Here is a 25,165-nt window from a genome sequence, read left to right as displayed (position 1 = left end):
AAATTCCGGTTAAATAATAGCCTGACACCATAATTTACTGTTATCATCAAAATATGATTAGATATTAATATTATTAACTAACTATATTCCGGTAATCGAGATGTCCTGCAAACGTAAAATTCCGCTCGGAGAAAACGTGCTGGATGCAGCACAAAAGCGGATTGAATGGCTGTTTGATACTTTTGAACAAATCACCCTTTCCTTTTCCGGCGGCAAAGACTCCACCGTTCTTTTTCATCTGGTTGCAGCAGAGGCCAGAAGACGGCACCGGAAATTCAATGTCATGTTTCTCGACTGGGAAGTACAGTATTCCGCTACTATCAGCCATGTTGCTGCCATGAAATCACTCTATGCCGACTGTACTCAGCGGTTTTACTGGATAGCGCTGCCTGTCACCACCGAAAGTGGTATTTCCCAGTATGAACCGGCCTGGACGGCCTGGGAACCCGGTAAAAAATGGGTCCGGCAACCACCGGAAGATGCCATTACTGACCCTGATTTCTTTCCCTTCTATCATCCGGGGATTATTTTTGAAGATTTTACTCCCTCATTTAATCAGTGGATCACCGGAGATCATCACAGCTCTGTCATACTGCTGGGGATCCGCGCCGATGAATCATTAACCGGTTTCTCGCCATCAGTAATAACCGGAAACTGCGTTATGCCGATGATATCCCGTGGACAACCGCATCACCGGAAGGATTCTATTATATGGGTTACCCGATTTATGACTGGCATGTGAAAGATATCTGGACTTATATTTCCCGCAGCAGACTTCCTTACAATACGATTTATGATCTGATGCATCAGGCCGGTGTCAGTCTCAGTAAAATGCGGATCTGTGAACCCTTCGGCCCGGAACAGCGCAGAGGGTTGTGGCTGTATCATGTCCTGGAGCCGGAAACATGGAGCCTTGCCTGTGCGCGGGTCAGTGGTGCGGATGCCGGTATGTTGTACACACGACCCGGAAATAAAGCCGGTTTTTTCGGTTCCCGCCAAATCAGCAAGCCTGCCGGTCATACCTGGAAATCCTACGCCCGTTTTTTACTGGCCAGCCTGCCGGAAAAAACCGCAGAACACTACCGGAACAAAATTGCGGTCTATCTGCACTGGTATGCAGAGCGGGATTATCCGGACGGGATCCCGGATGAACAATCCGGTGATACAGGCAGTAAAGATATTCCGTCCTGGCGACGGATCTGCAAAACCCTTTTACGTAATGATTTCTGGTGCCGCTCACTGGCATTCAGCCCGACCAAATCTCATTGCTACGACAAGTATTGCAGGCGCATACAGGCAAAACGCAAAGACTGGCAACTGATATAGCAGACGGATAACATAAATATGAAAACAGTACTCTCTTTACTGGAAAACTATCTGAACGGACTGGATAATGAAGAACAAACAATTGAGGCACTCAACCGGATAAAACTTTTTTTACATCAGCGCAGTCCGTTTAAAGATGAACCGGTCGATTGTGTGCTGTGGGTAAAGCGGGCACAGGTGACCGCAAATGATTATAATCCGAACGTGATGTCACCCTCGGAGAAAAAATTGCTGGAAACGTCTCTGACCAAAGACGGTTATACCCAGCCGGTTGTTGTGCTGCCATCTCCGCACGACCGCTCAGACTTGCAGGTGGTTGATGGCTATCATCGTTATTTATTAAGCCGGAAAAATGCACTGAAAAAACGACTTAACGGATACCTGCCGGTAACGCTGCTCGATACGGAAAATCACGGAGTTGCTGAACAGATGGCCGTTACTATCCGCCATAACCGGGCCCGCGGACAGCATCAGGTTACCGCGATGTCAGATATTGTCCGGGACTTATCACGACTGGGCTGGAGCGATGAAAGAATCGGAGAGGAACTGGGAATGTCGCCGGATGAAGTATTACGGCTTAAGCAAATCAGCGGTCTGGCTGAACTATTTTCTGAGCGGGAATTTTCTGAAGCCTGGACAGTAAAATAAATCATTCCGCTGTTATCCGGTCCGGATGCGGTTTACCGGGATATCTGCGGATAAAAAAACAGATTATGGCAATATAGTTACCCCCTGCTGACGGAGATCATTTTGCTGAGATATTCCCTGCTTTTGCTTTTAATAACGATGTCTGCCGCACAGGCAAAAATTGATATTACAGCTATCGGACAGTGTAAATACAGCGGGCAGTTAACCCCTGAAGATATTGCCGGACAGCCCGGCGACGGTGAAATTCATCTTATTTACCGGACAGACACCACGGGAAGAGCCTATCCGGTAAAAATAACCAAAAATACAGAAAACACACTGACAAATTTGCGCCCCGTAATCTGATGGTTTAATATTTATCTGCATCACCCGGGTGCCGTCCGAAAAATAGTTATGCTGTAACCCCGACGGGAACGCCAGTTGCCATAACCGCATGATGGCCGAGTCCTGACAATATTTCCCTGTCAGAATGCCCTGCATTTTATTTACCGATTTTTCTTCTCTGAATAATTCCGGCGGCAGACCAGTAACCTGATAATTCAGGATAATCACGTTATCTTTCCGGGTGACTTCTGTCAGAACGGTGAAAGGATCAACCCGGTGCGGCAGCAGCTGACTCTCATTTTTAATGATCATCGCCTGAAGTGTGTCGTACTCTTCCGGTGATTTTGTCCCTGTCAAAAATACATATCAAATAACATTTTGGTGCTGATCCCGGCAGAGACCAGAATAATCATCGGTTTTATGACTTTCAGCCCGGAGCTCAGTACCACACCGGCCCCCAGCCGCGCCCCGATAGCTTGTCCGGCAAACATCAGTAATCCCAGCGACCACATCATTTTACCGCCTGCGATAAAAAAGATAACGGACGAGGTATTGGAGGCCAGGTTCAGGAAAATGGAGTGAATTTGTGCTTTATCTATCCGGTATCCTAACAGCAGCATATAACTGATGGTATAAAATGTCCCGGCACCGGCACCTAAGAATCCGTCATAAAACCCGACACCGCCGCCGCAGATAAATGAAAACAGGAAAAAAGAAACACGCTGTTTTTCTTTGGATTTAGTGATATCGGGTGCAAAAATAAAGTACAGCGTGACACTGATAATTAATCCCGGCAGTAATTTTTTCAGAAAAGTCGGATCAATAAACTGCACAAAAATCGTGCCGGATGCGGCACCGAAGAATGTCGCAATAAATACCCATTTATTATTCTTTAAATCAATCCGCCCCTGACGCAAGAAATAAATACCGGATGTTAATGAACTGCCCAGTGCCTGCATCTTATTTGTTGCCAGTGCGTTAGCAGGCGGTAACCCGGAAATCAGCAGTGCGGTAATCGACAGAAAACCACCACCGCCTGACACCACGTTGATAAATCCGGCGGCCACGGCGACAAAAAACATGACAATAAGAAATGTTATGCTCATGGAAAGACACTTTAAATGGCAGGGATATTCAGTATATAAAAAGCACGTATCCGAAAAAGTGATGCCGCCCCTGCTGCCGGATATTTGGTATAATAAAATGTCATCTTTCTGAACAGGATACTGGTATGTTGCGCTATGGTATTCGCATTACTCATATTTTCCGGCACGCCTTTCACTCGCGTCCGCGTTTTATTATCTCTCTGATGGTCGCGTTTGTGACTTTTTTTGCTCTGCTGCCCGTACAGAGTGCACTGATGTGCCTGATCCTCAGCTGGAATGCCTTCTCCTGGGTGTATTTGCTGTTTCTTTTTGAGCGGATCATTAATAAGAAAGTAAAAGATATCCGTAAACTGACTAAAATTGAGGATGAAAGCGCCCGCATGGTGATGTTTTTCCTGCTGGCCGGGTGTTGTGTCAGTTTACTGGTGCTCTTTTTTGCCCTAGGCGGGCACGGTAATCTGACAGGTAATGATAAAGCTTTCCAATATATTCTGACCGCATCCACATTAGTGTCTTCCTGGCTGTTATTACCGGCCGGATTTACCATGCACTATGCGCACCTTTATTACACCAACCCGCAACAGGAAAAACCGTGGTTATTATTTCCGGACAGACCGGCTGAACCCGCTTACTCTGATTTTATGTATTTCTCATTTACGATTGCCGTCGCCTCACAGACTGCCGATGTCGAAATCGCATCCTCCCCGATGCGCCGCGCGGTATTAATGCAATCCGTCGTCTCTTTTGTTTTTAATATGGCGATACTGGGATTATGTATTAATATCTCCGCCGGTTTATTTTAAACGGAGTGGCGGATGGAAACATTACTGACACACTGGATTACAGAATACGGCTATTGGGCAACCTTTTTCGGTACCATGATCGAAGGGGAAACCGCTGTATTTTTGTCCGGCATTGCTGCACACCATCAGTTATTATCCTATCCGAAAGTGATGCTGGTGGCCGCACTGGGCGGAATTATCAGTGACAATGTTCTGTTTTTTACCGGTTATTTTGCCGGAAACCGGATCCTTCCCCGCATTCATAAACATGCGGATAAAATAGCCCGTCTGCAACGGATAATTCACCGCCGTGAAAGCCTGATTATTATCGGAATACGTTTCGCTTACGGATTAAGGACTATCGGCCCCGTTATTATCGGCGCCGCCGGTATTAATCCGCTGAAATTTTTTGTGCTGAATATTCTCGGCGGAGCACTATGGGGAAGCGTTATTGTCTCTGCGGGGTATTTTATCAGCGCGGCAATCCTTGCCCTGCCGCTGCATACTTACCTTGCCTGGTTCCTTATCCTCGCGGCGGTTGCCGGTCTGTTTGTGCTGATAAGAAAGCATAAATTCACGCTGTAAACTACGGAACAAACCCGCCCGTCAGCCACTATTCCGGCTTGCGGGCGCTGAGCAGAAAGATCATCGGCCGTTCTTTTTCTTCATCCAGTGCCGGGTTAGCGGCAATCTGTGCCGCTGACGGCCCCCACTCATTCATGGCGGTGATTTCAAAACCGGCTGTAATCAGTGCATTTATCCAGGTGGATAATTTCCGGTGCTGCTTTTCCACACCGTCGGCAAACCAGTTGCTGATCCTGACGCCTTCCTGCTGATACTGATTGACCGGCCAGGCTTTATTACCTGCACTATCCGTACACCAGTTCTGAATGACGGGAGCTGTGTAGATCGGGTGTTCTGCGGAAAAAATCAGACTGCCGCCCGCGACCAGCGCCTGAAACAGCGTGGCAAACAGTGCCGGGATATCACGCAGATAATGCAGTGCCAGTGAGCTGTAAATCACATCACTTTGTGCCGCCGGTAATTGCAGTGTCTCGAGATCAGCACGCAGCCAGGTAATATCCGGATCCGTGGTCATCGATGCGGCTTTCGCCAGCATTTTCTCAGACAGATCAAAACCGGTCACCCGGTCAGCACCCTGCTCTTTTGCCCAGCGGCAAAACCAGCCATATCCGCAACCCAGGTCGATCACTGACTTCCCGGCCAGTGACGGCAGCAATGTCTGCATGGCAGTCCACTCCGGTGCGCCGTCCAGTCCTTCTGCTGAGCGGGGCAGCGTGGCATAACCGGCAAAGAAATCAGGATTATCATAAATATTCTGAGACATAACTTACTCCTTAAATAACGAGCAAATTATATTCATAGTTTGCCGGTTTCCGCCACGATTCTGTTCTGCAGGCATAAAAAAACCTCACCGGAGTGAGGTTTTTAAAATCTGTTACTGACAGCGGTGATTACAGAGCAACCACGTTAGCTGCAGCCGGGCCTTTCATACCATTTTCGATGGTGAAAGAAACCTGCTGGCCTTCTGCCAGAGATTTGAAGCTGTCGCTCTGGATTGCAGAGAAGTGAACGAACACGTCTTTGCTGCCGTCAGCAGGAGTGATAAAGCCAAAACCTTTATCATCGTTAAACCATTTTACAGTACCGGTAATTGTTGCGGACATATGAATTTCCTTTAAATTGATTTTGTTGCCATAAGGCATATAAGCGGTTTGATTACGTTTTTACTTATGGGAACTATCAGAAGGAATTCGCTATGAAGTGGTATCTTGGATAACGCTTGACGGAGAACAACTTAAAATCGGACTGACATAAATAGGTCTGTACTTCCAAACCAATGCCAATATTAAGCCATATATTTTGTTATCCGGCAAGCTCTTTTTGATTCACCTCAAACTACCACACCGGCAAATGGTATCAGTTTGCCAGCCCCATATAGCCGTGGATCCCCATATAAAGCCCGACCAGCGCTATCAGCGCCGCCGAAAAGTACGGTGCTTTTTTGGCAATATCACCCAGCCCCTGCCAGCGGCGGCTGACCTGGCGCAACCCCACCGCGGTTACCACACCGACTGTGACCAGTGTCAGTGCCAACCCGATACTGAAACTGAGCACCATGGTTGCCCCCAGGGTAAAAGCTTTCAGCTGCAGACAGATCAGCAAAACAGTAATCGCAGCCGGACACGGAATTAACCCGCCGGTCAGGCCGAACAGTAACACCTGGCTGTTGGTGGCTTTGCCGCCGGTAAACCGGGTTTTGATTTCATGCGCATGTGCTCTGGCATGCGCATCCTGATATTCGTCATCATGGTGGTCGTGAGGATCGTGGTGATGCTCTGCATGATGGTGATGATGATCGTGGTCATGTTCATGGCTGTGATGATGATCATGCTCATGATGATGATCACTGTGTGTATGACTTTCCTGCTGCATTTCTGTCAGCCAGTTTTTTTCACCGCGGTATGTCCGCATAAACATCCAGAACGCGGTTGCCAGAATAATCACCGCCGACACCATTTGTAACCACGGCTCTACGGCTTCCGGCGTGAACCGGGTACTGATATACATCCCCCCGAGGGCAATCAGCCAGACTATCAGAGTATGCGACAACGTCGCCGCCAGTCCCAGCATTACTGCCTGTCTGACCGTCCCTTTCACCGCAATAATAAAAGCCGCCATCATGGTTTTTGAGTGACCCGGCTCCAGGCCGTGCAGCGCACCCAGTGCAATCGCGCCCGGGATAAAAAACCAGGCATTTCCCTGCTGCAGTAAAGAGGCAAAATCGGTCATGACGTGTGATCCCTGTTTTCAGAATGAAGAAAGCGTGAATTGAGTATACTCCCCCCCAGTATAATTACACTACCTCTTTGTATCACGAAGATGCTACTATTTTGCCCGTCACTTTCTTTTCACCTTATTTCACGGGGTTGCCATGTCACATACCATCAGGGACAGACAGAAACTTCAGAACCGCGCCAGTAAAATTCAGGGGCAGGTCAACTCACTGAAAAAAATGCTCGATGAACCGCATGAGTGCTCCGCCGTGCTGCAACAGATTGCGGCTATCCGTGGCGCGGTAAACGGGTTAATGCGGGAAGTGATTAAGGGTCACCTGATTGAACACGTAGTTCATGAGGAAGATGAGGAAAAACGTCAGGGTGATCTGGATATTGTCCTGAAGGTGCTGGATTCTTATATTAAGTAAAGAAAAATTAATCCGGTGTTGTAAAAATCCCCGGCGCCCTCCTGTATATCTCAGAGACTCACTGAGCCCCCTTTTTATTCATCTCCCGCACAGAGACTGAAAATAAAGAATGCTGTTAATAATCAGTTAATTTACAGCGTCTGAAATAATCTATGATAAAACGACATTTTCTTTTGTTTCACTGCTGAAAAGGCTGTTATGACTATAAAACGGATTAATCCGCCCTCACTGTTTAATTCCCTGCAATACGGTTTCAGTCAGGTCGTGGAAACAACCGGCACCCGGCAGTTATTTCTGTCAGGACAGGTCGGCGTTGATCATAATGAAGTGACAATCGCAGGCGGTATGCGGGAACAAGCCGCACAATCGGTGGACAATATTGCCCGTGCCCTCGCGGCAGCCGGCGGTTCTCTGTCTGATGTGGTTATGCTGCGGATTTATATCCGTGCCGGTGCGGATTCACACGATGAACAAATGGCAATTGCGGATGTGCTGAAAGAAAAATTTGCAGATAATGCCCCCGCCTCATCATGGATTATTGTCAGCGGATTATCGCTGCCCGAATGGCTGATTGAAATCGAAGCTCACGCCGTGCTGCCGTAACCGGAAGGCGCTGTACAGCGCCTGATTTGCATGATATTGATTACGTGAATATTAAAAAATAAAATAAAAATACTGAGAATGTCACCATGCAAGCCGCCACCCGTTCCACCATTGCACTGCTCGCTTCCTCATTCTTAATTACTATCGGACGGGGTGCCACTATCCCGTTTATGGCGATTTATCTCAGCCGTCAGTATGACATGGCGGTGGATCAGGTCGGGGTGGCACTGACGGTCGCACTGACAACCGGCGTGTTATTCAGTCTCGGTTTTGGCATTATTGCGGACAAATTTGATAAAAAGCGCTATATGTTGATGGCAATTCTGGTTTATATCGCCGGATTTATCGCCATACCGCTGACTCATAATATCGCGCTCGTCGTTGTCTTCTTTTCACTCATTAACTGCGCCTACTCCGTTTTTGCTACGGTGCTGAAAGCCTATTTCGCCGATACACTGCCACCGGCGCGCAAAACCAAAGTCTTTTCCCTGAACTATACCTTCGTCAATATGGGCTGGACTGTCGGGCCGCCGATTGGTACCGGCCTGCTGATGTACAGCGCGGATCTGCCGTTCTGGCTGGCGGCCTGCACCGCCTCATTCCCGATATTCTTTATTCAGCGTTTTGTCCGCAGCGTGCCGCCTTCTGCCTCCGGCAGCAACAGTACCACCTGGCAGCCTTCTGTCATGCTGCATGATAAAGCCCTGCTCTGGTTCACATTATCCGCCTTTCTGGGATCGCTGGTGTTTGGTTCGTTTTCCGCCTGTATTTCCCAGTATGTCCTGACGGTGGCAGATACCACACTGGCAGAAAAAGTGATTGGTGTGGTACTGCCGGTCAATGCTGCAGTAGTGGTTTCACTGCAATATATGGTCGGCCGCCGGATAAGCACAGACAATCTGCAAAAGCTGATGACTCTCGGTACACTCTTTTTTATGGCCGGACTGGCCGGATTTATGATGTCAGGCAGCAACCTTGTGTTCTGGGGAATTGCTGCATTTGTCTTTACCCTCGGTGAACTGATTTATGCGCCGGGTGAATATATGCTGATCGACAACATTGCGCCGGACGGCATGAAATCCAGCTACTTTTCCGCTCAATCCCTCGGCTGGCTCGGCGGTGCCTTTAACCCGCTGATGACCGGCGGTGTGCTGACCTATTTCCCGCCAAATACCCTGTGGCTGCTGCTGATTGGTGTTTCCGCCTGCGCCTGGCTGTGTATGATGCGCGGCCTGAAGATCAGCAGAAACAGGCTCATTCATCAGTGAATATTTGATTCACTTATCATTAATTAATAATACTTCATATTCCGATACGGTAATTTTCTGCTGCTGAGCTATCCTCCCTCTATTGTTTAGTTTTATTTAACATAGAGAGTGCTGTATGCCGCATCAGGCACTCTGACCAGCCCTGTTATTCATGTCAGAAAGGAGTTACCGCTATGTCTTATACTGAACCGGATTTGATGAGTCCGGCGGAAGAGCAATCTGTCATCCGTATCCTGAATGTGACTCTCGGGCTGGCGCTGCCCGGTTGTCTGCGGGTTGCGGCAGAGCTGAATATTGCCGACCATCTGGCTGACGGGCCGCTCTCTGTTACCGCACTGGCAGAACGCACCGGCTCGGATCCGGATAACCTGCGCCGCATTCTGCGGATGCTGGCACTGAACGGTATTTTCACCGGTACGGATGATGACAGTTACCGGCTCTCTCCTGATGCGGAGTTTCTCCGCCGTGATCACCCCTGCTCACAGCGGGATGCCGTTCTGACACTGACCGATAATACTTACTGGTCAACCATTGGTCAGCTTAATGAATCCGTTCGCGGTGAACTGAACTTTAAAAAGCTGTTCGGTAAAACCTTCTACGAATATCAGGCCACCAAACCCAACCGCAACGACAGCTATAATTTTCCGTCCGGGATGTCCGCCCTGTCAGAGATGGAAAACTATTTTGTCACCCGGGCTTATAACTTCCCGTCATCGTGCCATATTGCCGATATCGGCGGCGGCGAAGGCTCACTGCTGCTGCGGATTTTGCGCAGCGACCCGACACTGACCGCCACCCTGTTCGACAGCCCGCATGTGATATCAGACAAATACCTGTCTCAGCTGGGTGACGATTCCCGCTGGTCGCTGGACGGCGGTGACTTCTTTAAATCCGTGCCGCAGGCGGATATGTATCTGCTGAAAAAAGTCATTTTTAATCAGGATGATGCCAACGCCCTCGCTGTACTGAAAAACTGCTGCAAGGCCATGAAACCGGACAGTAAACTGCTGATCATCGAATCCGTTGTGCATCCGGAAACCAATCCGGCGGCGCATTATGGTATGGGTATTCTCTGTATGGCGATTCTGCCCGGCGGCGGTGAGCGGACTATTCCGGAGTTTGAGGCTCTGCTGGCTGAAGCAGGACTGAAAATAAACCGCCTTATCCCGACTGAATGCTATATCTCTGTGCTTGAAGTGGTTGCGGCCTGATCTTTGATCCGGCACAGTGCGTTCCCGGACGTACTGTGCCATTGTAAAAGTCCTTATGTCAGCTGCGGAGCAGGAAGCACCGGTGAGAATATTACTGATTTTGCCGTTTGACAGGACTTACCGCTACCGGAAAAGCGCGTTTTCCGTGGCGATCAGCTATGCCCCGCTGACCCTTATCACCCTCGCCGCCCTGGTTCCCCCGCATCTGAATGCCGAACTGACCCTTTGTGATGAAGGCGTTTCCCCGCCGGTCACTGCCGGGGATTTTGATCTGGTGGTGATCACCGCCACCGCCTCCTCTTCCCCCCGCGCCTATGCGCTGTGCCGCTACTGGCGCGAACGCGGGGCAAGAACCGCAATGGGCGGCGCACACGTCACACTGCAGCCGGATGAGGCGGCACAACACGCCGATACCGTCCTCATCGGTGCCGGTGAACTCATCTGGCCGCAATTTTTACAGGATATGGCTGACGGACATCCGCAACCGCGTTATCAGCACCGCCCTGAGCGCGGCTTTCTGCCGATGCCGGTGCCGCGCCGTGATCTGCTGCCGTCCCGCGCCTACATGAATATCGCCACTATTATTGCCGACCGTGGTTGTCCGCTTGCCTGTGAATTCTGTTCGGTGCAGCATCAGTGGGGACGCAAAGGCACAGCACGGCCAGCGGCAGATGTGATTAACGAGATAAAACAGAGCGGCAGACAGCGCTGGATATTCCTCGACCCTAATCTGTACGCCGACCGGCAGTACAGTCTGGAACTGTTCCGGGCACTGATCCCGCTGAAAATCCGCTGGTCGGGACTGGCGACACTCAATGTGACGGATGACGACGAGGTTTTCCGGGCGATGTGTGACAGCGGCTGCGAAGGCCTGCTTATCGGGCTGGAAAACCTCAGTCAGCAGACCATGACGGCCACCGGCAAGAATTGTAACCAGGTCAGCGAATACCGCCGTCAGATCCGGCGGCTGCGCGATAACCGGATTGCCGCACTCGGCTGTTTTGTGCTCGGGTTTGATGAAGACACCCCGGAGAGCATCCGCGATACGATACGGCAGATCCCGTCTCTCGGGCTGGATCTGGTACGTTTTTCTGTCCTCACCCCACTGCCGGGTACACGGCTGTGGCAGCGGATGGCGGAAAACGGCCGCTTAATCACACAGGACCTGAGCCTGTATGACAACGAACATGTGGTTTTTCAGCCGCAAAATATGTCACCGGAAACCCTGCAATCCTTACTGCACGAAGCCTGGCGGGAAACATACCGTCTGACGGCCATTCTGCGCCGGGTATTGCACCGTCCGGGCAGCCGTTTTATCCGCCTGGCGGCCAATCTCGGCTTCCGGCTGTACGCCCGCCGGTTACGCCATGAAAAAACCGGGCTGTTCAACCCGGCAATAGTGACGAATAACACAAGGAAAACAGACTGATGCGTCTTTTACTCAACAGTATTCTGCTGATTTTTTCGATGACTGCGGCAGCGTCCTGTTTATGGGGAGTGAGCCATCTCGCCTGGTATTATGCACTGCCTGCCCTGATCGGTTTTATGCTGATTAACAATATGCCGTTCGCTATTCTGCATGAAGCGGTACATGGTGTGGCCGCCCGCACTGCCGCCGGTAATCGCGCCATCGGGATTATTGCCGCGTGGGCGTTTCCGACTTCTTTTACCCTGCAGCGCCGTGCGCATCTGAATCACCATAAAAATAACCGGACAGATAAAGAGCTGTATGATTATTACCTGCCAAACCAGCCGCGCTGGCTGCGCAATATCTGGATGTACGGCGGCAATCTGCTCGGCCTGTACTATTTTTGCGTACTGCTGGGCAATCTTCTCTGGTTTATTGCTCCGGGCGTGTACCGTTCACGGGTGTTTGTCACCAAAATCGCCCCGGCACTGGGGTTCGGGTCACAGGTGCCGGAACTGGCAAAACTGCCGCCGCTGACCATCTGGAGTGAACTGCTCGGTGCATTTCTCTGGCAGGCACTGCTGTTTTGGGCGCTGGACTTAAGTGCGGCCGGTTATCTGATCTGCCTGTGGGCTTTTGCGCTGCACTGGTCGGCCCTGCAATATGCGGATCACGCCTGGAGCCGCCGCGATGTGATGAACGGCGCGTGGAACCTGAAAGTACTGCCGGTCTCCCGCTGGCTGGCGCTGAATTATCACTGCCATCTCGCGCACCACCAGCACCCGCAGGCACCGTGGTATGAACTGCCGTCGCTGGTGGATGACCAGCCGCGTCCGACCTTCTGGCGTGTCTATTTCACCATGTGGCGCTATGGTGTGCGGCCTGCACCGCAGATGGGCGCGGCAGCGGATCTGGATTTTCTGTTTCCGCCGGAAAAATAAAAGGGATAGTGATTTCTGTCAGTCCGTGCAACGTCTGATAACGGGCAAAACGAAAAGTCGCGGTAAATACCTCCCTGTGCGCTCAGGCGCGTAATCCATGACGCGCATGCTTTTCGTTCGCCTGCCCGTTACCCGACGACTTACATAATCCACTGATTTATTAAAATATTATTTCTTTCCAGCTTCTGTCGCCGGTTTTACCACACTTTTACGGCGGAACAGCACAATACCGGCCAGCAAACCAATCACCAGACCACCCGCTCCGTACATCATGCCCTGTAAGGCATTGCGGGTTTCATTCAGCAGCGGGTTATCCGTGAAATCGGTACCGATATGGATAGAGCGGATTTTCCAGGCGCCGTCCTCAAGCGCAACCGTCGCAGTCCAGCGGGTCGGAAAATCGTAGGTACGGCCGTCACTCAGCTGATATTTTTCCATCCCTTTACCGTAGGCGACACCCCAGGTTTTATCCGGGGATAATTCCGTCACCACATCGGCATTAAAACTGATATTCAGTTTTTTCAGGAATTTGTCCGGCCCGAACCAGGATTCAAAATACGGTTTTATTGCTGCTTTGCCGGAGATAAACTCCTGAGTGATGGGCGTGGCACGCAGATTTTCACTCATCACCGGCAGCATTTTGTCATAATCCCCGCTGTTGATGGCGCTTTCCACAGTGCCGATCACCTGCCGCAGTTCATCATGGATAGCGCCGTCCTCTTCTCCGGGCTGCGCATACACCGAAAAACTGAATATCATTAACGCACTGATAATTATCCTTTTCATCATTATTTCCTCATCATATATGAAACCGTTACCGCCAACAGCAGGCCGGTGACCACATCCGCCACATGGTGCTGATGAACCAGCAGTACAGACAGTACAATCAGCACCAGCCACAACAGAAACAACAGTGTCAGCCCGCGTCCGGTATGGCGGATAATGGCCAGCACCGCCGCGCACGACCAGGCCACATGCAGGGACGGCACCAGATTATGCGGATGATCCAGCGCAAACAGTGTCGTGTACATCGTCCGGTACAGCGGCGATTCCGGTACCTGGCGGACAAAACCGAGCTGTGCCGGAAACAGAAAAAAGATCACGCCGCCCAGTAATGTCATCACCATAAAGGTGAGTGCCAGTTGCCGGTGCTCCCGGCGCGGCAGAAACAAAACCGGCATCAGAATAATCAGGTAAAACGAGCAGTACACCCAGATAAAACCGGGTACAAACGGGATATTCAGTTCAGCCGGAAACCACAAGGCATACAGGCTGCCGCGCCCGGCCGTATACGCATTCATCAGCGGGTAAACCGTGAAAAACACCACACTGACCGGAATACACCACAGCAGATAACTGATCACCCGGCGGGAAAAAGAATCCGGATCGGTATTCATTCATCCCCCTTATTTTAAACCAAAACGCATCCGGTGTTTTTTATGCACCTCTTTGCGGAATAACAGGGTATAACGCCAGAAAGTTGCCATCCGCGATAAGGATTGCAGCGTCAGACGCAAATCAGAAAAACGGCGGATAATCGACGGCACACTGTTAAAACGGCTGCGTGCGGCATGGCACAGTTCTGTCAGCGTTTCGGGGCTCATATTTGCAGGCTGAAAGGCGGCCTGATTAAAACGGTATTCCGGATGCAGCCACCATTTCCCGTCAAACAGCAGGCGGTTTTCCTGCGCCATCTGCTGATACAGCGGTGTGTTCGGGTACGGCATCAGAATGTTATAGGCGGCGAACGCAAAGCGGTTTTTCAGGGCGAATGCCACGGTATCTTCCACGGTTTCTGCCGTATCGTGGTCATACCCCAGGGTAAACGCCGCCCAGGTCTGCAATCCGAAGTCCCGTAATACCGAAATTTCCTCACGATACTGTGAAAATGTCCGCATATTCGGCGATTTTCGCGCATCACGCAGACTGTCCGGGTTGATGGATTCAAATCCCATCACATTACCCCAGCAGCCGCTCTGCTGTAACAGCGACATCAGACGGCGGTTACGGGTCATATCCAGGCTTGCCTGGCTTATCCAGTGCACATTCAGCGGGATCAGCGCACTGCACAGCTCACTCAGCTCGCGGTGATCAGACGCGATATTGTCATCAACAAAAAAGATAAATTTCGGTTTCTGTGTTTCTATCTCCCGCACCACTTCATCGATCCGGCGGATATAGTGCTGCCGCCCGAAATAACGGCTGACCGCACAGAAACGGCAGGCGAAGCGACAGCCGCGGGTAAACTGCATCAGGCTGATCGGCAGATAGCCTTTCCCCCGGAAGATATCCCGGCGCGGCAGGCAGCCGCACAGATTATGATCGACCTGGCCGACTCCGGCAGGAGCATCATAGCGCGGCTTCAGGCGGCCTTTCTCCGCATCACGGATCATCTCTGTCCAGCGTGTTTCCGCGTCACCGGTAAAAATACTGTCACAATGCTGCGCCACTTCTTCCGGCAGCAGTGTGGCGTGGATCCCACCCATCACCACCCGCACATCACGGGCCCTGTATTCCGCGGCAATCTCATAAGCGCGGCGCGCAGTAAACGTTTCGACCGTAATAGCGACCAGATCTGCCGGTTCATCATAAGGAATGGCTTCCATCCGGTCGTCATACAGCACCACTTCCACATCCGGCGGCGTCAGACCGGCGAGAACACCGAGCATCAGCGGCTCCATCCGCCCCTCATCCACATACAGACTGTGCTCCTGACGGCCGATATTCGGTTTAATCAGTATCAGTTTCACTCTTTTTCTCCCGGGCGTTTTCCCTGCTTGCGGGCGATATCCCGGTGCGAGGCAATATTGTAAAGCCAGGCGACCAGCAGCGTGCGCCAGCCACTCCGGCAGCCGGAACGGCACAGACGCCGGATAACAGATGCATAACGATAAAAGCGGGTGCGGGCATAAAAACATCCGGCAGCCAGTTCTGCGGTATTCATTCCGCCCGGCCGGAAAGCCGGTTCGCCGTAGCGGAAATCCGGGTCAAGCCACCAGGCCGGATAAATCAGCCGTCCTTCAGCCTCCAGCCGGGCATACAACGCCGTGCCGGGGGTCGGGATCAGCAGGTTAAAATTGGCAATCGCCAGTTTGTTACTCTCCGCAAACGCCAGTGTGCTGCGGATGGTCTCCGGCGTGTCTTCGTCATAGCCGAAAATAAAAGTGCCGTAGACACAGATACCACGCCGGTACAGCGCCGCCAGTACGGCAGCATAATCATCCGCCGTATGGCTGCGGGATTTTCCCATCCGCCTCAGCGTGGTTTCATTCAGGCTTTCAAAGCCGATCAGCACGAAGCAGCAGCCGGCGGCGGCCAGTTTATCCAGCATTTCCTCATTACGGGCGATATCGATACTTATCTGGCATCCCCAGCGGCGTTTCAGTGGTGTGAGCATCGCCAGCAACTCATTCAGCGCCCGCTTACCGGCAAAAAGATTGTCATCCACAAAAATCAGAAAGCGCTTTGCAGGCAGAGATAAAATTTCATCCCGCATCTCATCAACCGGCCGGGTGCGCACACCTTCCGGATAAAATGCATGGATAGAGCAAAAATCACAGGCAAACCGGCAGCCGCGCGAGAACTGCACCAGCGACACCGGCGCGTAGCGTTTACCCTCAAAAATGGTCCGGTCAAGACGGTAACCGGCAAGCGGGCGGTCATGCGCGCCCCGGTAACGGGGTTTCAGTGCATTCTGTTCACAATCCGCCAGCATCTGTTCCCACGCCCCTTCCGCATCACCGAGCAGCACGCTGTCCGCATGCTGCAGTGCTTCATCCGGCATAAAAGTGACGTGGCAGCCGCCCATCACCACGGTTTTTCCCTGACGGCGGAACCGGTCAGCCAGCTGATAACTGCGCTGTGCCGTGAAGGTTTCCACCGAAATGGCGATCAGATCCGCATCAGGCAGTGATTCCGGGATGTTATCCAGCCGGTCGTCATAAAATGTGACCCGGTGCCCCGGCGACAGGGCAGCCAGGATACCGATCGCCAATGGCGTCATAGCATCTTTCGTGCGGTAATCCCCCATGTTCGGGTAGATCAGCACGATATTCACAGCAGCGCTATCTCCGGCCAGACAATGCGGCCGTCCCACTGTGGTGCGGCAGTCAGATCAACGCCGTAAATCCGGGTGCGGTAAACGGATGCCCCGGTACGTTTAATCACATCATTAGTGCAGATATGCCCCGACGGCAGCCCGACGGTCATAACAGGGGTGGTGCAGTGCAACAGCGCTTCCTCAATCAGATCCGGCAGTTTGGTATCATCGGTACAGGCCAGGAATGACAGAAAACTCTGAGGAATAACTTCCCCCGCCGCCGGCATCTGCGGCCGCCGGGTCATTCCGGCAAAGGCGTTGTAAAGCGGGCGCAGCATTTTCATTCTGCCGGAGTAACCGGCCACAATAACCTGTTTGAAAGCACGCTGATCCCAGAGCATACCGCAGGCAACCAGTTGCCCGTTCTGATAACTGCCGAGCACCGTAATACCGGTTTGCTGCATCGCTTTCAGGTTCAGCGCCGGTGCCAGCTGACGGGAAGCGGATTCCTGTGCAAAGAAACGGATGACATCGGTGTAATCCTCCGGCGGCACCACTTTCCACAGTCCTCTGTCTTTGCCTCTGCTTTTGCTGATCGCCAGCGTGCTCATGCTGCTCAGAAAACGGTAGAACGGCAATCCTTCCACACCGCGCTCCAGCAGGCGCCGGGCCAGTAAATTATTCTCCGCAATACTGGTATAACAGTGATCCGGTGTCGGCAGCTGGCGCAGATAAGAAAATCCGGCCTGTAACACTTTCAGGTGATTACGGTATTTCGGCACAATACGCAGACTGCCGAGATAACCCATCCGCGCTTCTTCGCCGTTAACCCAGCCGCTCTGTATGCTCAGCTGGCACATGCCGACCAGGGTATCTCCGTCTCTTGCCAGTGCCGGATAGACTTCACCGAAATCATCCCTCGGAGAAAAATAACCGGGCCGCCGGGTCATCACCAGCTCCCAGTCCCCCTGCATGGCATTATCTTCAAGGAGCCTGAGTAAATCTGCGATATGCTCCGTTGTCGCGTCAATAACCTCTATCATTTAACCTCTGCTAATTTACCCTGCCAATTCTCATCACCGAGCGGATAGCCGTTGCGGCAGCTGATTTCACGGTGATGCAGCCAGTTAATCGGGAAATAGTTGCGAAACATAAAGAAATCGCCCCGGTTACGCCAGCTGCGCTGAAGAATCGAACGTGAACTGTAAAATGCCTTCCTTGCTGAGAGGCACCCCTGCGTTACTGCCTCCGGAGACAGCTGTGCCGGACTGAACGGCAGTTCGTTGTAACGGTAGTGATCATCGAGCCACCAGTGCTCAAAGCGCAGGCGGTTTTCCTGCGCCAGCCGCGCATAAAGCGGCGTTCCCGGAAACGGCGTCATATGGTTGAATGCCGCGATATACATACTCTGTTCGCGGGCGTAGGCCACCGCCTCGCCGAAGGAGTCCGGGGTATCATGGTCATAGCCGAACACAAATGTGCCGTAAACGGCGATATGATGGCGACGCAGGTTAGCCAGCGCCTGACTGTATCCGCCTTTCATGGTGTTAAAGCCTTTTTTCATCTGCCGCAGATTGGCTTCATTCAGGGATTCGAAGCCAATCAGCACGCCCCGGCAACCAGCCTGTGACAATGCGCGGACAAATTCCTCATCATGCGCGGCATCAATACTCATCTGGGTCACCCAGCGGATCCCGGCTTTCGCCAGTGCCGGCAGAAACTCGCGGCTTTCCCGCAGGCTGCCCGCGAAATTATCATCCACAAAGAAAAACAGATTTTTTGTGCCTTTGAGACCCGCCAGTTCCCTCAGCACATGATCCGGATCGCGCCGCCGGTAACGCTGCTGATAGAACGACTGCACCGCACAGAATTCACAGTGGAAACGGCAGCCGCGCCCGGTTTCCACCAGCCCTATCGGCAGATAACGTTTTCCCGCGAACAGGCTGCGATCAACACGGATACTGCGCAGATCAGTCTGTGTTCCGTGATATTCCCGCTGCAGTGTGCCGTGGCGTAAATCATCAATCATGGTTTCCCAGACTGATTCCGCCTCTCCGGTGATAATGACATCCGCAAAGCGTTTCACTTCCTCCGGCATCAGCGTGGCGTGAAACCCGCCCATCAGCACCGGCACACCGCGCTTTCTGTACTCACTGGCTATCTGATAGGCCCGCTTCGCGGTATAGGTTTCAACTGAAATTGAGATCAGATCTGCCGGTTCATCAAACGGGATCAGCTCCAGACGATCGTCGTAAAACCGTGTTTCAATATCCACCGGTGTCAGCCCTTTCAGTGCCGCGACCGGCAGAGGCTCCATCTGCCAGGATCGCAGATAGGTTTCGCCGCGCCGGTGGCCGATCGCCGGATGAATAAATGTCAGCCGCATCAGTGGCTGCCCGACTTCGCCGGACGGTGTTCAACCGGCCAGTCACAGGTGTAATACTGATGCAGGTGATTCGCATAGAAGCGGTAACCCAGATTTGCCGTCAGCGCCAGCGGTTTAAAGTTACGCGCCTGCCACAGCCGCTTCGCGATGCTGCGGTAACGGTACACTTTTTTCCAGGCGCGTTCGTGACCCAGTTCCAGCTCATGCGCACTCATCAGCGCCGGGCGGAATACCACATGTTGCGCGTCATACAGCGACCAGTCCGTGGTTAAAATCCGCTGTTCTTCCTCAAGGCGCTTAAACAGCGGCGTGCCCGGGAACGGTGTCAGCACTGAGAAACGTGGTAAATCAATCCCGGCATCGATAGCCAGATCCACCGTACGGTCAAACACATCGGTGGTGTCGTGATCCAGACCGAATACAAAACAGCCCTGAATCGCAATTCCCAGCCGGTGCAGGTCGCCTATCAGTTCTTTATAATCCACCGAGCCGTTAAATTTCTTCCCGGCATCTTTCAGGCTGCCATCACTGACCGTTTCCAGCCCCAGCAGCAGCCCTTTGCAGCCGCTGCGGGCCATCAGTTCCATCAGTTCGTGGTTATGAGCTATCAGCACGGTGGATAAACCAAACCAGCGGATATTCAGCGGGATCAGTGCGGTAAACAGCCGTTTGGCATAACCGATATCCGACACCAGGTTCAGGTCGACAAAAATTACTTTCCGTTTGCCGGTGCGCTCCACATAACGGCGGATATCCTCAACCACCCACTCCACCGGATGCTGAAACTGCTTACGCCCCCAGGCACTCGGTGCAACACAGAACTCACAGTTGTGAGCACAGGAGCGTGTCGCTTCAAAAACCCCCTGGGTGAGAAAATGCTTTGTATCAAACCGTTCGCGTTCCGGAAACGGCAAGTCCGGGATATCAAGCGTGAAATCCGCGCCCTGACGGTATTCACGCTGCATATTACCCGCCATAAAATCACGGATAAGCTGCGGCCAGCTCTGCTCGGAATAGCCGGTGCAGATCGTATCGGCGTGCTGCAGCGCCTCCTGCGGCAGCAGTGTGACATGCGGCCCGCCGAGCACGACGGGGATATTTTTCGCCCGCATCTGTGCCGCCAGTTCATAGGCGCGCGGCGCATTCCCCGTGATCACCGTCATCGCCACCAGATCTGCCGTGAAATCCTCCGGCAGTTCCTCAATACTTTCATCAATCAGGCGGATATTAACCGGCAGGGATTTCGGCACCAGTGCGGAAAGGGTGGTCAGCGTCAGCGGCTGATAACGCAGCGAGCGTTTGAAAATCCCGCCCCGCTTGCGGTACAGCGGCCCTTTCGGCGAAAGCAGCACCAGATCCAGCGGCCGCTGCGGCGTATAAACAGTCTGTGTCATCACGGAAACTCCCTGATCTCAAACATGGCACGCCAGTCAGGCGAGGTCAGCAATGCCGGGATTTTAATCTCCCCCAGCCGCTTTCCCCGTTGAAGCTGCCGGTGAAAATAGTGCTCCGCCGGCTGATGCAGGCGGAGGAATGTCAGCGGTTTAAGCTGTCCGATACGGCGGGCGTAGTGATACTGCGGATTGGTGCACAGATACTGCTCAGTTTCCTCACAATATGCCTGTGCCCGTGATTCAGTGCAGGTATCGCTGAGCAGCAGCACATAGCCCTGCTCATCCGCTGCCAGTACAGCAAAATTCTGCGATGGCGGTAAACCGGCACAAACGAACGGCTCGGTCAGTTTTTCCCCGACCAAATCACTGCATATACCCTCTCGCCCGCAAAAACGCAGCTGCGGCAGCCCTTCCGGCGTGTGGCCGGTACACAGAACCAGATCATCGGTCTGATAGCGGTACAGCCCGCTATTCGTGGTGACAATCACACTGTATGTTTCACCGGACAGCAATTCATCCGCCAAATATATCTGCCCGTTATCCCGGCGGAATTCATAGAAATTACTGTCTGCACTCAATTGCGGGTCACCGCAGTCAGACGGAACGGTGATCACCGCCTCGGTGGAGAGCAGCCCTTTGCCCTGAAGTGTCACGCCGGGAAAGCGCGTCATCAGCGCCTGTGCCGGTGAGGCGGACGCAGCCTGATCCCAGCAGCTGATCAGCGCCAGCTGCGGCCATAACAGCGCGGTATTCTGTTCCCGCAGATAACGCCGGTAACGCACCAGCGCCGCCGGGTCAGCACTCAGCGAATGTCCGGCAATTTCCCCGCCGTCGCGCAGCAGTGCAGAAATCTCAGCCTGCCGGGTATCAAGAGCCGTGAGCAGCGGAAATAAAAACACCGGGCTCCAGACGGAGATCAGACGTAAATCCGGGCATTGCAGCAGATAAATCAGGGTCAGTAACTGCCAGTCTGGCGCATCCTCAACCTGCGCCAGTGTCAGCGGCACAGCCGATAATTCACTGAATGCCGCCAGATTATCCGCCCCCAGATAGAGCGCATCACCACCGCCGACCGGAATACCACAGGGCGTTTTTGTCATCCGCGTCACTGCCGGGCTGAGTGCCCAGTAAACATGGCCGGAGGTCAGATCAAAACGGCGGGTCACATCCCGCAGCCAGCCGGTGACAGCAAGACGGAAATCGGTTAACCCGGCAGAAGTATAAGGCAGCAGTTTGCCGCCGCTGTGACTGCCGCCGGTCAGCTCAAATGCCGTGACCGGTGCACTGCACAGCAGATTTTCTTCCCCGTCCGTCATGCGGGTGATAAAGGAGCTGAGGTCAGAATAGGTTGTCAGAGGGACGTTCTGCTGATAGTCCGCCACTGATTTTACAGCGGAAAAATGATACCGCTGCCCGTATTCACACGCCGCATTTGCGGCCAGACAGGCGGATAACCAGCGGAACTGTCTTTCGCGCAGAGAGCCCTGCGGCGCAACAGATGGCATCCCGGCACGGAAATGCTGCCAGGCATTATCCATAGCAGAACTCAACATCGGGTTCTTCAAACAGTGACTGATAACGTTTAGCCACATTATCAGGGGAGACTTCACACAGGCAGACCAGTTCATGGCCGCAGACATAGTGCGGGTTTTTGTGCAGGAAAAATGCAACATCCGGTTTGCTGCGCTGCGCGTCAGTGACCGTTGCCATTGTGCGGTTCAGATAGCCAAACGCCGACGGGCATTCCACCACGCCGCGGGCCGGGTTATAGAGTGAGCCGAATTTATCTTTCGCCAGTTCCGCCGCCAGCCGTGCCAGTTCCGGTTCTTTGACATTACCGTTCCAGTGCGGATAAAAGGTCTGCGCCAGCGTGCTCATATACCGGTAAGTGCGCACGCCCTTCACCAGCAGGAACCAGAACACCCGTTCGCCGGGATATTCACTGCGCAAAAGCGCAATACGCCGCAGCCAGGCACCGTGCAGCGTCTGCTGCTTCCAGTGGGCGGGATGCACAATTGTGTCGCCGGAATAGACAATCCGGTGTCCGCGGAACGGATAAAACTGCAGGGTACTGAACCCGGCCATTTCATCCCCTGACATCAGAAACAGAACTTCCTGTTTATGATCGAGATCTGATAAAAACTGCGTACCGTCGCTGCCGGTATAATACATAAAATAGAGTGAGGCCATTTCCTGACGCTGCGCCTGTGTCAGGGTTTTTACAGGCTGAAAAAATGCGCGATACGACATTCCGCCGTCTCCTCCGGTAGATTTACCCGCACTGCCGCTTTTCCTTAAGTGGAATGCCTATCTTAGCGACCTTCATTTCAGAAACAATCAGCGATGCCTGAATCTTTGTTTAATATCATGAAAAAACATTGCATAAGCCGTTTCAGCGCCGGTGAAGAGCCCGGAGTCCGTCGGAAAAACAGCGGTTACACCAGATACCTCACCTGACAGTAAGGCTCCGGCAACAATGACTCAGCCTTCCGGACAACCGGCAATCCGTGTCAAAATCTGCCGCGCCAGGTTATCCGAATCGTTCAGTTCACCGGTAACCGCAACGCTGGACGATGGCCGGGCAGTAACCATTCCCGGTATTTATTTCCAGCGCAATATCGGCCTGAGTTTTAACGACAGAACCGGTATTCTGCACGGTACACCAACAGAATACGGTGAGTTTCCGGTGCGGGTGGTATGGGAGCTGGCACCGAAAAAACGGTTTTCCTCCGACATACACTTTGCTGTTGATCCCGGTTCACACAGCACCAGCACTACTCCCGCCCCAGCCGGTTTTCCTCCGCAATAGTCAGCTGCCGCCCCTGCCAGCATATGTGCGGGGGCATTTCCGGCAGTGCATTATTTTTTTATCATAATTATTTCTGAGCTGCCGTTATGGCAGTAAATCACCTCAAAAGTGAGGCACTGTCGCCACCCTCCCGCTTTCAGTCCTCTTATGACTCAGTCCGTAACAGGTAAACCGCCCTTCTGCGGCAGATTTTGCATCCAGTTTCCGGATAAAAAAAGGAAATAGCCGGTGATGTCTGCCTCCTGACAACGATTTCGTCCAGATAAACGGCAGCGTTTCCGGGATAAATAACCGCCCGGCACCCGCAGTCTGAGAACGGCGTAACCCTTTTACATGTTCACGGATGTAACTGACCGGTAACGTTTTTTCCGGCACAGGTAAGATCCCGCTTAACCGGATATACGGGTAAAAAGCAGCTAACCGTACAGAGAGCCCCAATTCCGCCAGAGAAGGGTAATCCCCGGCCAGCAACCGCAGACGGTTCCCCGGTGTCTGCGGCTTGCGGCAGTAATCCGGAAATGCGACAGCAACAGCACTGCTGTTTTCACCGGTTTTATTCTCTGCCAGTATCAGGTGAAGCTGCCGCCAGATTTGCTGGCGGAGAAATACTGCCGATATCAGTGCATCCGGCAAAATCGTGATTGTCTGATAAAATCGCATCCGCTTACCCTCCACCACCGAAAACACCGCCGCGAATTAACACTGCCACGACATAATTTTCTTCATGTTCAGCGAGTTTTTTTCCGCTGACCCATTTTTCAAAGAGTGTATAAAAATCCTGCCCTGACCCCGGCGGACGAAATACTGCCCCCAGATGTGTGACCGCGCCATAGGGATCGGCCGCGATAACGCCCGCCCCTGCGGTTAAATCAGAAAAGGCCGGATACCAGGTATCCACTGAGCGCAAAGCATTGCCGATTTTTTGTGAATGCATTCCCGCAGTGCCGTCAATATGGCAGAGTATCCGGCTGCTCCCCCCTTTTCTTTTATTCATCACAAATTCACAACTGGGATAAATTTCCTGCCCTTTTCCGGTTATCACTCTGGCTGAAACAGCCAGTAATAATGCACCATCATCGCAACTCAGTGCTGCGGCAATATGTCTCCCCAGGTCGCCGGCTATATTATCCGTCTGCTCAAAATGACGAAGGCTGTACTTTCGTGCATCAAATATCCACTGCTGTTTTTTTTCCGCGCTGAGATTATCCACAACCACCTCAATATGCTCTGCGCCAACCAGGTTCCGCCACAAAAAACGTCCGCAGGCAATATTATGTGCATATCGCCGCGCAGGCTCACGGCAATGCTCTCTTTCCAGATAATCCGTTATTACCGCCTGATAGCGCTGACGGAATATTTCATTATTACAGGCAGCAGGATATTTCAGCCCACCGGTAATTTTCAGTGAGAAGCTAAATATGATTACATTTTGTTCAGCTTCCAGCATGCAGTAATCCATAGACTGAATATTGGGATCATTAATGTTCTGTCCGGATATTTTTTCATTTCCCCTCCCGTTTTTCCGGCGGAAAGCAAATGTTCCCCGGACAGTTCTCGTCTGTATTGTCAGCGGAGTAACCCGTGAATCCGGATGCTGTGATGTTCCGGAAAAAATACCGTCAGAGGGGATCAGTTTTTTTGAAAATGATAAAACAGACGGTATATTCCTGAATCCGGTCATTTTCTCTTTT

Annotated in this window: 26 protein-coding genes and 1 pseudogene; 11 read left to right on the top strand and 16 right to left on the bottom strand. The window is 52.4% G+C overall.

What is annotated here, in order from left to right; translation table 11 throughout:
- Positions 1-100 precede the first annotated feature (100 nt).
- A pseudogene (locus tag HMPREF3119_RS00900) lies at positions 101-1,326 on the top strand (phosphoadenosine phosphosulfate reductase).
- Positions 1,327-1,344: 18 nt separating this feature from the next.
- Positions 1,345-1,974 (top strand): IbrB-like domain-containing protein, encoded by a 630-nt coding sequence (locus HMPREF3119_RS00895; protein WP_004238015.1) that lies wholly within the window; start codon positions 1,345-1,347, stop codon positions 1,972-1,974.
- A 201-nt stretch (positions 1,975-2,175) separates the two neighbouring features.
- Here HMPREF3119_RS00895 and HMPREF3119_RS00890 read toward each other — a convergent pair whose 3' ends face one another.
- Together HMPREF3119_RS00890 and HMPREF3119_RS00885 are read right to left on the bottom strand one after the other, a co-directional pair.
- The gene (locus HMPREF3119_RS00890; RefSeq protein WP_004238013.1) at positions 2,176-2,655 is read right to left on the bottom strand and encodes a hypothetical protein; all 480 of its coding nucleotides are present in this window, start codon (positions 2,653-2,655) and stop codon (positions 2,176-2,178) included.
- On the bottom strand, positions 2,652-3,404 hold the full coding sequence (locus HMPREF3119_RS00885; RefSeq protein ID WP_246829224.1) for a TSUP family transporter: 753 nt from the start codon (positions 3,402-3,404) through the stop codon (positions 2,652-2,654). Before HMPREF3119_RS00885 ends, HMPREF3119_RS00890 begins: the two co-directional genes overlap by 4 nt.
- 125 nt (positions 3,405-3,529) lie before the next feature.
- Between HMPREF3119_RS00885 and HMPREF3119_RS00880 the strand changes: the two genes are divergently transcribed.
- Positions 3,530-4,207, top strand: coding sequence for a DUF1345 domain-containing protein (locus HMPREF3119_RS00880; RefSeq protein ID WP_024473462.1), 678 nt, complete (start codon positions 3,530-3,532; stop codon positions 4,205-4,207).
- A 12-nt stretch (positions 4,208-4,219) separates the two neighbouring features.
- A complete protein-coding gene (locus tag HMPREF3119_RS00875) occupies positions 4,220-4,771 on the top strand; it encodes a DedA family protein (protein ID WP_070578037.1) in 552 nt (183 codons plus the stop codon).
- Positions 4,772-4,799: 28 nt separating this feature from the next.
- On the opposite strand, the gene HMPREF3119_RS00870 is transcribed toward HMPREF3119_RS00875, so the two are convergent.
- The 3 genes from HMPREF3119_RS00870 to HMPREF3119_RS00860 form a co-directional block, all read right to left on the bottom strand.
- Positions 4,800-5,534, bottom strand: coding sequence for a class I SAM-dependent methyltransferase (locus HMPREF3119_RS00870; RefSeq protein WP_036418613.1), 735 nt, complete (start codon positions 5,532-5,534; stop codon positions 4,800-4,802).
- Positions 5,535-5,661: 127 nt separating this feature from the next.
- Entirely contained in the window at positions 5,662-5,874 is a 213-nt protein-coding gene (gene cspA / locus HMPREF3119_RS00865; protein WP_004240684.1) for a transcription antiterminator/RNA stability regulator CspE, read from the bottom strand.
- Between the two features lie 253 nt (positions 5,875-6,127).
- Entirely contained in the window at positions 6,128-7,000 is an 873-nt protein-coding gene (locus HMPREF3119_RS00860) for a nickel/cobalt efflux transporter (RefSeq protein WP_070578034.1), read from the bottom strand.
- Positions 7,001-7,142: 142 nt separating this feature from the next.
- Here HMPREF3119_RS00860 and rcnR point away from each other — a divergent pair, with 142 nt between their 5' ends.
- The 6 genes from rcnR (at position 7,143) to HMPREF3119_RS00830 (ending at position 12,846) form a co-directional block, all read left to right on the top strand.
- Positions 7,143-7,415: a Ni(II)/Co(II)-binding transcriptional repressor RcnR gene (gene rcnR, locus HMPREF3119_RS00855; protein ID WP_004238006.1), complete on the top strand. Its 273-nt coding sequence runs from the start codon at positions 7,143-7,145 to the stop codon at positions 7,413-7,415.
- 198 nt (positions 7,416-7,613) lie between these two features.
- Positions 7,614-8,018, top strand: coding sequence for a RidA family protein (locus tag HMPREF3119_RS00850; RefSeq protein ID WP_036415211.1), 405 nt, complete (start codon positions 7,614-7,616; stop codon positions 8,016-8,018).
- An 86-nt stretch (positions 8,019-8,104) separates the two neighbouring features.
- Positions 8,105-9,286 carry an efflux MFS transporter YdeE gene (gene ydeE, locus HMPREF3119_RS00845; protein ID WP_004238004.1) on the top strand — a complete coding sequence of 394 codons (1,182 nt, stop codon included), beginning with the start codon at positions 8,105-8,107 and terminating at the stop codon, positions 9,284-9,286.
- 173 nt (positions 9,287-9,459) lie between these two features.
- Entirely contained in the window at positions 9,460-10,497 is a 1,038-nt protein-coding gene (locus tag HMPREF3119_RS00840) for a methyltransferase (RefSeq protein ID WP_036418608.1), read from the top strand.
- Between the two features lie 82 nt (positions 10,498-10,579).
- Positions 10,580-11,926, top strand: a complete 1,347-nt coding sequence (locus HMPREF3119_RS00835) for a B12-binding domain-containing radical SAM protein (protein WP_225310060.1) — start codon at positions 10,580-10,582, stop codon at positions 11,924-11,926.
- Entirely contained in the window at positions 11,926-12,846 is a 921-nt protein-coding gene (locus tag HMPREF3119_RS00830) for a fatty acid desaturase family protein (RefSeq protein ID WP_070578031.1), read from the top strand. Before HMPREF3119_RS00835 ends, HMPREF3119_RS00830 begins: the two co-directional genes overlap by 1 nt.
- 168 nt (positions 12,847-13,014) lie before the next feature.
- Here HMPREF3119_RS00830 and HMPREF3119_RS00825 read toward each other — a convergent pair whose 3' ends face one another.
- The 9 genes from HMPREF3119_RS00825 to HMPREF3119_RS00785 are packed head-to-tail and all read right to left on the bottom strand — an operon-like array spanning position 13,015 to position 22,915.
- A complete protein-coding gene (locus HMPREF3119_RS00825) occupies positions 13,015-13,632 on the bottom strand; it encodes a YybH family protein (RefSeq protein ID WP_070578028.1) in 618 nt (205 codons plus the stop codon).
- A 2-nt stretch (positions 13,633-13,634) separates the two neighbouring features.
- Positions 13,635-14,243 carry a phosphatase PAP2 family protein gene (locus HMPREF3119_RS00820; protein WP_070578025.1) on the bottom strand — a complete coding sequence of 203 codons (609 nt, stop codon included), beginning with the start codon at positions 14,241-14,243 and terminating at the stop codon, positions 13,635-13,637.
- Positions 14,244-14,252: 9 nt separating this feature from the next.
- Complete coding sequence (locus tag HMPREF3119_RS00815; RefSeq protein WP_032099271.1) at positions 14,253-15,596, bottom strand: B12-binding domain-containing radical SAM protein; 1,344 nt, start codon at positions 15,594-15,596, stop codon at positions 14,253-14,255.
- The gene (locus HMPREF3119_RS00810) at positions 15,593-16,903 is read right to left on the bottom strand and encodes a B12-binding domain-containing radical SAM protein (protein ID WP_070578021.1); all 1,311 of its coding nucleotides are present in this window, start codon (positions 16,901-16,903) and stop codon (positions 15,593-15,595) included. The genes HMPREF3119_RS00815 and HMPREF3119_RS00810 overlap by 4 nt, the downstream gene beginning before the upstream one ends.
- Entirely contained in the window at positions 16,900-17,928 is a 1,029-nt protein-coding gene (locus HMPREF3119_RS00805) for a GNAT family protein (RefSeq protein ID WP_070578018.1), read from the bottom strand. Before HMPREF3119_RS00805 ends, HMPREF3119_RS00810 begins: the two co-directional genes overlap by 4 nt.
- On the bottom strand, positions 17,925-19,271 hold the full coding sequence (locus tag HMPREF3119_RS00800) for a B12-binding domain-containing radical SAM protein (protein ID WP_036418592.1): 1,347 nt from the start codon (positions 19,269-19,271) through the stop codon (positions 17,925-17,927). The genes HMPREF3119_RS00805 and HMPREF3119_RS00800 overlap by 4 nt, the downstream gene beginning before the upstream one ends.
- The gene (locus HMPREF3119_RS00795; protein WP_070578014.1) at positions 19,271-20,665 is read right to left on the bottom strand and encodes a B12-binding domain-containing radical SAM protein; all 1,395 of its coding nucleotides are present in this window, start codon (positions 20,663-20,665) and stop codon (positions 19,271-19,273) included. Before HMPREF3119_RS00795 ends, HMPREF3119_RS00800 begins: the two co-directional genes overlap by 1 nt.
- Positions 20,665-22,218 (bottom strand): GH3 family acyl-acid amido synthetase, encoded by a 1,554-nt coding sequence (locus HMPREF3119_RS00790; RefSeq protein ID WP_246829223.1) that lies wholly within the window; start codon positions 22,216-22,218, stop codon positions 20,665-20,667. The genes HMPREF3119_RS00795 and HMPREF3119_RS00790 overlap by 1 nt, the downstream gene beginning before the upstream one ends.
- Positions 22,196-22,915 carry a hypothetical protein gene (locus HMPREF3119_RS00785; RefSeq protein ID WP_004240699.1) on the bottom strand — a complete coding sequence of 240 codons (720 nt, stop codon included), beginning with the start codon at positions 22,913-22,915 and terminating at the stop codon, positions 22,196-22,198. The genes HMPREF3119_RS00790 and HMPREF3119_RS00785 overlap by 23 nt, the downstream gene beginning before the upstream one ends.
- A gap of 226 nt (positions 22,916-23,141) precedes the next feature.
- Here HMPREF3119_RS00785 and HMPREF3119_RS19030 point away from each other — a divergent pair, with 226 nt between their 5' ends.
- Complete coding sequence (locus tag HMPREF3119_RS19030) at positions 23,142-23,474, top strand: hypothetical protein (RefSeq protein ID WP_225310057.1); 333 nt, start codon at positions 23,142-23,144, stop codon at positions 23,472-23,474.
- A 102-nt stretch (positions 23,475-23,576) separates the two neighbouring features.
- Here HMPREF3119_RS19030 and cas6f read toward each other — a convergent pair whose 3' ends face one another.
- Both cas6f and csy3 read right to left on the bottom strand, forming a co-directional pair.
- Entirely contained in the window at positions 23,577-24,134 is a 558-nt protein-coding gene (gene cas6f, locus HMPREF3119_RS00775) for a type I-F CRISPR-associated endoribonuclease Cas6/Csy4 (protein WP_032099201.1), read from the bottom strand.
- 4 nt (positions 24,135-24,138) lie between these two features.
- Positions 24,139-25,155: a type I-F CRISPR-associated protein Csy3 gene (csy3, locus tag HMPREF3119_RS00770; RefSeq protein ID WP_062772961.1), complete on the bottom strand. Its 1,017-nt coding sequence runs from the start codon at positions 25,153-25,155 to the stop codon at positions 24,139-24,141.
- Positions 25,156-25,165 lie beyond the last annotated feature (10 nt).

Source organism: Morganella sp. HMSC11D09, assembly GCF_001807955.1.
GTDB classification, from domain to species: Bacteria; Pseudomonadota; Gammaproteobacteria; order Enterobacterales; family Enterobacteriaceae; genus Morganella; species Morganella morganii.
Note: the sequence above shows the minus strand (reverse complement) of the source record. Positions and strands in the feature narration are given on the sequence as shown.